Here is a 7,186-nt window from a genome sequence, read left to right on the forward strand (position 1 = left end):
TATATTGAGTTTGCACCGGGGCAGCAGGTAGAGGCCAAAGTAGCTTCTTCCTATATCAGCCCTGAGCAGGCCTCCCTCACACTACAGCGTGAGTTGGGCAGCTTTGCAAAATTTGAAGATACGCACCGCGCCGCTGATAAGATATGGAATGCATTGCTGGGCCGAATGAAGGTGGAAGGCGGAACAGCGGATCAGAAAGCTACTTTCTATTCGTGTTTGTATCATGCCAACCTGTTTTCCCACCAGTTCTTTGAATATGATAAAGACGGGCAGCCGTATTATTACAGTCCTTACGATGGAAAGGTGCACCCAGGCTATATGTACACCGATAACGGGTTCTGGGACACTTTCCGTGGGCAGTTTCCGCTGAACACCATCATGCACCCCACCATGGAGGGGCGTTATGTACAGGCCCTGCTGGATGCGCAGCAGCAATGCGGGTGGCTGCCGGCATGGTCATTCCCGGGAGAAACAGGCGGCATGCTGGGCAATCATGCTATTTCCCTGCTTGCAGATGCATGGGTAAAAGGTATTCGCACCTTTGACCCGCAGCAGGCGCTGAAAGCATATTTTCATGAAGCCACCAATAAAGGCCCCTGGGGAAGCGCTAACGGCAGGCCGGGATGGAAGGAATATTATGAGATGGGGTATGTACCCTATTCAAAGCAAACGCTGGGCGCTACCTCCTGGACGCTGGAGTTTGCCTATGACGACTTTTGCGGCTACCAGCTGGCAAAGGCCACGGGACAGCCTTTTTACGAGCATATTTTTGCCAGGCAAATGTACAATTACAAAAACCTGTACGACTCCACTACCAGGTTTATGCGTGCAAAGGACAATGAAGGCCGGTGGATCACGCCTTTTGACCCACTGGACTGGGGCGGGCCTTATACAGAAGGCAATGCCTGGCACTGGACCTGGTCGGTATTCCAGGATGTGCAGGGCTTGATTAACCTCATGGGCGGCGATACGCATTTTACAGCTAAAATAGACTCGGTATTCAGCACGCCCGGCACCATCAAGGTAGGCGGATATGGGCAGGTGATCCATGAAATGACGGAAATGGCCGCTTTTAAAATGGGGCAATATGCGCAGGGGAATGAGCCGATCCATCACCTGGTGTACCTGTATAACTATGCCGGGCAGCCCTGGAAAACGCAGTGGCATGTACGGCAGATCATGCAAAATATGTACAACGCTACCGAGAACGGCTATCCCGGAGATGAGGACCAGGGGCAGATGTCATCGTGGTACGTGCTGAGCGCTGCAGGCTTTTATAGCGTATGTCCGGGTACCGACCAGTATGTGATCGGCAGCCCGCTGTTCCCTGAAATGACGATCACGCTCGAAAACGGGAAACAGTTTTTGGTAGAAGCGGAACATAATAGCCCGGAGAATGTGTATATTCAATCCGCTACCCTTAACGGGCGGCCTTATACACATAACTGGATATCCCATGCTGACATTATGAAAGGTGGGGTACTCCACCTGGTAATGGGCCCAAAGCCTGCTTTGAATCGTGGAGGCGCACCGGAAGATCGTCCTTTTTCATTGACGGCAGTCCATTAAGGGTGGGATAATATGGTTTAAAAATGAGCACCCAACCACGTTTTACCGAGAAAAAGTACATGACTGTGTTTTTATTTGTAACCTCCCTGTTCTTTTGCTGGGGGGTGGCGCTTACGCTGGGAGATGTATTGAACCGGCATTTCCAGCAGGTATTGCATATCTCGAAATCACGTTCAGGGTTGGTGCAGCTGTCACTTTTCGGCGCATACGCGGTAATGGGCATACCCGCAGGGCTTTTCATGAAACGGTTTGGCTATAAAAAGGGCATTTTGCTGGGGCTTGGGTTATATGCATTGGGAGCGTTCCTGTTTATTCCGGCGGCAGATGCCGCTTCTTTTAATTTCTTCAGGGGCGCGCTGTTTGTGCTGGCCTGCGGGCTGGCCACCCTGGAAACCGTTGCGCACCCGTTGATAGCGTCGCTGGGCGATCAGCGCACCAGCGACCAGCGGATCAATTTTTCCCAGTCGTTTAACGGGCTGGGAGGGGTGATAGGCCCGGCAATCGGAAGCTATTGCATCCTGAAAACAGGGCAGGAACATTCCGAGAGCGTAATAGCTGTAAGAAATTTGTACATGGTGATAGGCATTGTAATTGCATTGCTGGGACTTGTTTTCCTTTTTATTAAAATGCCGCCGCTGCATTCGGTGTATACTGCAGGTGATGGCATAAGCCATGTAAGGCAGCTGGCCCGGCGAAAGCATTTTGTATTTGCCGTGGTGGCCCAGTTTTTTAACGTGGCGGCGCAGGGGGGCACCTGGGCTTATTTCATTAATTACGGGCACGATGTAATGGGGCTGAGCGACGAAAGGTCGGGGTACTTTTTTTCCCTGAGCATTATGATGGTGATGGCCGGCCGTTTTGCCGGTACCGCTTTAATGCGTTTCATAGCGCCTTATAAGCTGCTGGCAATTTTTGCAGGCATGAATATACTGATGTGCATTATTGTAGCGCAGCAGTTTGGCTGGGTATCATTCATTGCCCTGATTATGATCAATTTCTTTTTCAGCATTATGTTTCCCACGATCTTCAGCCTGGGGCTGAAAGACCTGGGAGCGCATACGCAGCAGGCTTCGTCCTTTATTGTAATGGGCGTGGTAGGCGGCGGCATATTTCCACCGCTGATGGGCTTAATTGCAAATCACAGCGTGGCTGAGGCATATTACCTGCCGATTATCTGCTACCTGGTGATATTGCTCTTCGGCTACCGCTATCCAAGGTTGGCTAAATTTTAATTTATTTTTGATATTAAATCACTTCTTGTGAAGAAACTAAGAATCAAGGACATCGCAAAGGACTTGAGCATATCCAAAACCGCTGTGTCTTTTATCCTCAACGGAAGGGCGCAGGAGAAAAGGATCAGCGAAGAGCTGGTGGAGCGCGTGGAGAAGTATATACAGCAGGTGGGATTCAGGCCCAGTCCTATTGCCCGTGGTTTAAGAACAGGAAAGTCACATATCATTGGCCTGATGGTGGAGAGCATATCTGACCCCTTCTTTGCAACAATAGCCCGTTTGATTGAGAATGAGGCTTACAAAAAAGGCTATAGGATCATCTATTGCAGTACAGATAATGATACCGAAAAAACAAAAGAGCTGATCAACGTGCTGCGTGAAAGGAACGTTGACGGCTATATTATTTCACCGCCCACCGGGGTGGAAAAGGAGCTTAATGAGCTGATAAAGGCCGGCATGCCGGTGGTGATGTTTGACCGCTACCTGATAAAAGTAAAAACAGATTATGTTGTTATTGATAATGAGTTCAGCGCGGAAAACGCTACCCGTTACTTAGTGAAACAGGGGTACCGGAATATCGGGTTTATTACTTTCTCGTCGTCCCTCACACAAATGAAAGGCCGCATGAAGGGATATAGGAATGCTATTAAAGAAGAAGGGCTCAGGCCTTATGTGCTGGAAATAGATTATACCCCCGAGCAGAAAGTAATGGTGCAAACAGTACGCGATTTCCTGACGGCGCACCCCCGGCTGGATGCCGTGCTGTTTGGCGCTATACAGGCAGGCGCCTGCGGGCTGAAAGCGGTTACACAGCTGAAGATGAAGGTGCCGCAGGATTTAGCCATGATTTCGTTTGACGATCATGATATTTTTGAGCTGTTTTCCACGCCGGTAACAGCTATTGAGCAACCCATCGAAAAAATTGCACACCGGGCGATCAGCTTATTGCTGGACCGGCTGGATGCGGAGAACGGGGGCGGGGATGTAAAGGAAATTGTGCTGAAAACCAGGCTAAGGGTAAGGGCGTCGTCGGCAGGGGTGAAGTAGGCAAATGCAAACAGGACGTCTTCAACCGCTTCCAGGTTGTAACTAAACCCCAGGCCATTCCGGTTGTTGCCAATTATATTTCATGAGCCGGTTAATTCATTTAACCAGCTCACAGTATGGCAAGCGTTATATTATCCGCTCATAAATACTTATATTTATAATAGCTATTGAACCCAAAACAAATAACCCTATGGCAACCCACGTTAACTCATCTTCCAAAATTGCAGCAACGCTATTGTTCCTGCTTCCGCTATTCAGCATGCCCGCAATGGCCCAGGTAACATGGCCGGCTGGCCAGCTGCTGCCTTCGTTTCCTGCACCGGCACAAACCCAGGACCTTATTATTCTCCGTGAAACCTCCACCCGCTGGGAGGGGGAAGGTCCGGCGCTCAGCCATCACACCGGCCGGCTGGAAACCGATGGCTGGCTTTGCCAAACCGGCATTGATGCCGCCAATGAGCACATGATCTTTGGTCCGTATGATACCAGCATACCGCCCGGGCCTAATGTAGCCGAGTTCCGTATGAAAACCGACAACAATACCGCCAATAACGATCCTGTGGTGGATATTGATGTAAGGAACGCTACTACCGGCCAGATACTGGCGTCGCAAACCATTACCCGCACGCAGTTTCCCGTGGCATCCAATTACGTGAGCTTTACGCTGCCCTTTACCATGCCGGCCGCCAACCAGTCCATAGAGCTGCGCGTATTCTGGCGCGGTACTGCTTATACAAAGGTAGATTGGGTGGCCGTGCAGCAAAACGGCTCTTCCGCGGAAATGTACCTGTTTTCATCGCTGAAAGGCATTATAAACAGAACGCAGCCGCGCATCTTCTCCTATGAAGGCGATGCCTTTGCAGAAGGGCAGTACACCTGGCTGCAGTCTTTAGGCTTAAACTGGTCCGAGCCTGCCGATAAATGGGACCTGATCACCAAATACCGCAGTGAAATAAACGGCCTGATTGTGTATGATCCTGCGCAGATACATACCGTTAACCTGGCTACTGCAATGGCAAAAGACCTGCATGCGCTGATCGCCTCTCCGCTATTGCTCACAAGGCTAACCGCTGCGCCGTATAATTTGCCCATACTGGCAGACCTGCGCGGCCAGTACACCAGCAAGCTGCAGGTGTACCAGGCATTGTACAATAATTACTGGCCTAATATCGATCACCGGTTACTGATAGGGTTAAACCCCGATGTGCATAAAGCCGCCCTGCGCGAGTATGCCACCGCGTTAGGCGCTGCCGTTGTTTGGCTGGATCCCAATGTAAGCGCGGAAAGCACCTTGCTGAACAGCTTCCTGTCTTCCATGCCGGCCGGCGCAAACTATATGGGATGGTGGCCGGAGGAGCAGCCCGGTGTGCAAAGGGTTTCAACCTACGGTTTCACCACTATTGCCAGCGACTGGTGCAGCAACCTTACAGTGCACAGCGGCATGCCCCGTACCATTAATATCAAACCCATACCGCCAAAACCAACGCTGCAGAACAAAATATATGTTGCCTTTATATTAAGCGACGGCGATAACCTGCAGTATGTAGAACACTTGATGCGGAAGCTCTGGAATGATCCGGGCCGCGGCACAGTGCCTATGGGATGGACGCTGTCGCCTGCCATGGTAGACGCCATGCCGGGCGCGTTGAACTACTACTGGCAAAGCTCCACGGATAACGATAACCTCATCTCCGGCCCTTCCGGCTATGGCTATACGTACCCTAACAGCTGGCCTGATCAAAGCCTGCTGAACCAGTTTGTTGCCAAAACAGCAGCTTATAACCAGCAGGCCGGTTTCCGGGTTATTACGGTATGGAATACGATTACCGGCGGCATTAACCAGAATGTGGGAGAAACCTATGCGCGGTATGCGCCTACCCTGCTGGGTGTAACGGCTCAGAATACCGGCGGCGGGCTTACTGTTTATAACGACAGTCTTCCCGGCATGGCGCTGTCGTGCAATTACTGTACGAACGAGCAGGCCATAAAGGACGCTATTTCCGCTGCTGCTGCAGGATGGAACGGCACGTCGCCGCGCTTCATTATCATACAGGCGCAGCCCTGGCAGGGTGTAACGCCCACCAGTTTCAAGAATGCGGCCAATTCGCTTAGCACCGACTATATAGTGGTACGTCCCGATCATATTTTCCAGCTTATCCGCGAAGCCAATGGTCTTCCGGTTGATCCGGGCAGTGCACCGCTTTTCGTGAAAATGCCGCAGTTATATGATACATTAACAGGTTATGCGAAAGAGCAGCGGGAGGGCGTACCGCGCTTTTAAATAACAACCAATTGGCGTATTTTCATTATATCAGGTCCTGATCTCCCTTCTCATGAACAAATAATACGAAAGCGCAAAGCATACCACTGTTGCGGCTATAAGCCCGCTCACCTGCGGCCATACGATCATCAGGCTTTCACGTACAGAAAGCGGCGAAGGTATGGCGCCCGCCATCTGCTCCATGGTTAACGGCCCAAGGCTGCGCACAGAAGGCATCAGCAGGGTAGTTGTGGCATCGGTATACAATTGGCTGGGCACCAGGCGCAGCACGGTCATGATTACCCCGTTGTACGACGCTACCTGCTCCTGGCTCAGGCTACCCGGGTCAGGAAGGAGTGCGCTCACGATGATCCTGAGCAGTATCTGGTAAAACACGGTAAAGAATAACCAGATGGCAATGGCGGTGAGCGCGGAGGTAGCGGTTTGCCGGAACTTTACAGACAGCAATATGGCCAGGTTCAGCCAAAACGCAACATAGATCACGCTAAGCACCGTAAAGCACATGATCCGGATAAATTCCGCCGGCTCCATTTTTACGCCGGTTACAATCAGCCCTCCGCCTATCATCAGCAGGCTCAGTGAAAAGAACAGGGTGCTGATCACGATAATAGACGCAACGAATTTTGCATTTATCAGCGAGTCCCTGTACACCGGTTGCGCCATCAGGCGTATCAGCGTGCCGTTGGACTGTTCGGAATTAATAGCGTCAAAGCCAAGGGCAATGCCCAGCAAAGGCCCCAGGAAGCCGATAAATACATGAAAAGGCGGCAGCGATCCATCTGTAGTGGTGAGCAGCTTCAGGTACAGGTACAGGTGGTCGGGGTCCCGTACGTTTGACACTGCCTTGCTGATGTTAGCCATTGACACATACAGCGAGCCAAGAAAGGTGAACAGGATAAGCCCTGCCAGTATAATGAACCGCCAGCTGCGTACCTGGTCGGCCACCTCTTTGCGTACCATCACAAAAAAAGGACTGGTTGCCGTGGCAGGCAGCAGCCCCGGAACATTATTGTTTCCTGGGCCTGCGGAGAAAAGACCTTTGAAAAAGACCAGTTGA

Annotated in this window: 5 protein-coding genes; 4 read left to right on the forward strand and 1 reads right to left on the reverse strand. The window is 51.2% G+C overall.

The window, feature by feature from the left end; genetic code table 11:
• From VFS25_RS23025 to VFS25_RS23040, 4 genes are all read left to right on the forward strand, one after another.
• Positions 1 to 1,569, forward strand: a 1,569-nt coding sequence (locus VFS25_RS23025) for a glycoside hydrolase family 92 protein (protein WP_326464534.1), incomplete at its 5' end; no start/stop codon positions are given.
• Positions 1,570 to 1,592: 23 nt separating this feature from the next.
• Positions 1,593 to 2,801, forward strand: coding sequence for an L-fucose:H+ symporter permease (fucP, locus tag VFS25_RS23030; protein ID WP_326464535.1), 1,209 nt, complete (start codon positions 1,593 to 1,595; stop codon positions 2,799 to 2,801).
• A gap of 27 nt (positions 2,802 to 2,828) precedes the next feature.
• Entirely contained in the window at positions 2,829 to 3,848 is a 1,020-nt protein-coding gene (locus tag VFS25_RS23035) for a LacI family DNA-binding transcriptional regulator (protein ID WP_326464536.1), read from the forward strand.
• A gap of 190 nt (positions 3,849 to 4,038) precedes the next feature.
• Complete coding sequence (locus VFS25_RS23040; RefSeq protein ID WP_326464537.1) at positions 4,039 to 6,129, forward strand: GxGYxYP domain-containing protein; 2,091 nt, start codon at positions 4,039 to 4,041, stop codon at positions 6,127 to 6,129.
• A 30-nt stretch (positions 6,130 to 6,159) separates the two neighbouring features.
• Here VFS25_RS23040 and VFS25_RS23045 read toward each other — a convergent pair.
• Positions 6,160 to 7,186: ABC transporter permease (locus tag VFS25_RS23045; RefSeq protein WP_414647790.1), on the reverse strand; the 1,027-nt coding region annotated here is incomplete at its 5' end.

This window comes from Chitinophaga sp. (assembly GCF_035761305.1).
In the GTDB taxonomy this organism is placed as follows: Bacteria; Bacteroidota; Bacteroidia; order Chitinophagales; family Chitinophagaceae; genus Chitinophaga.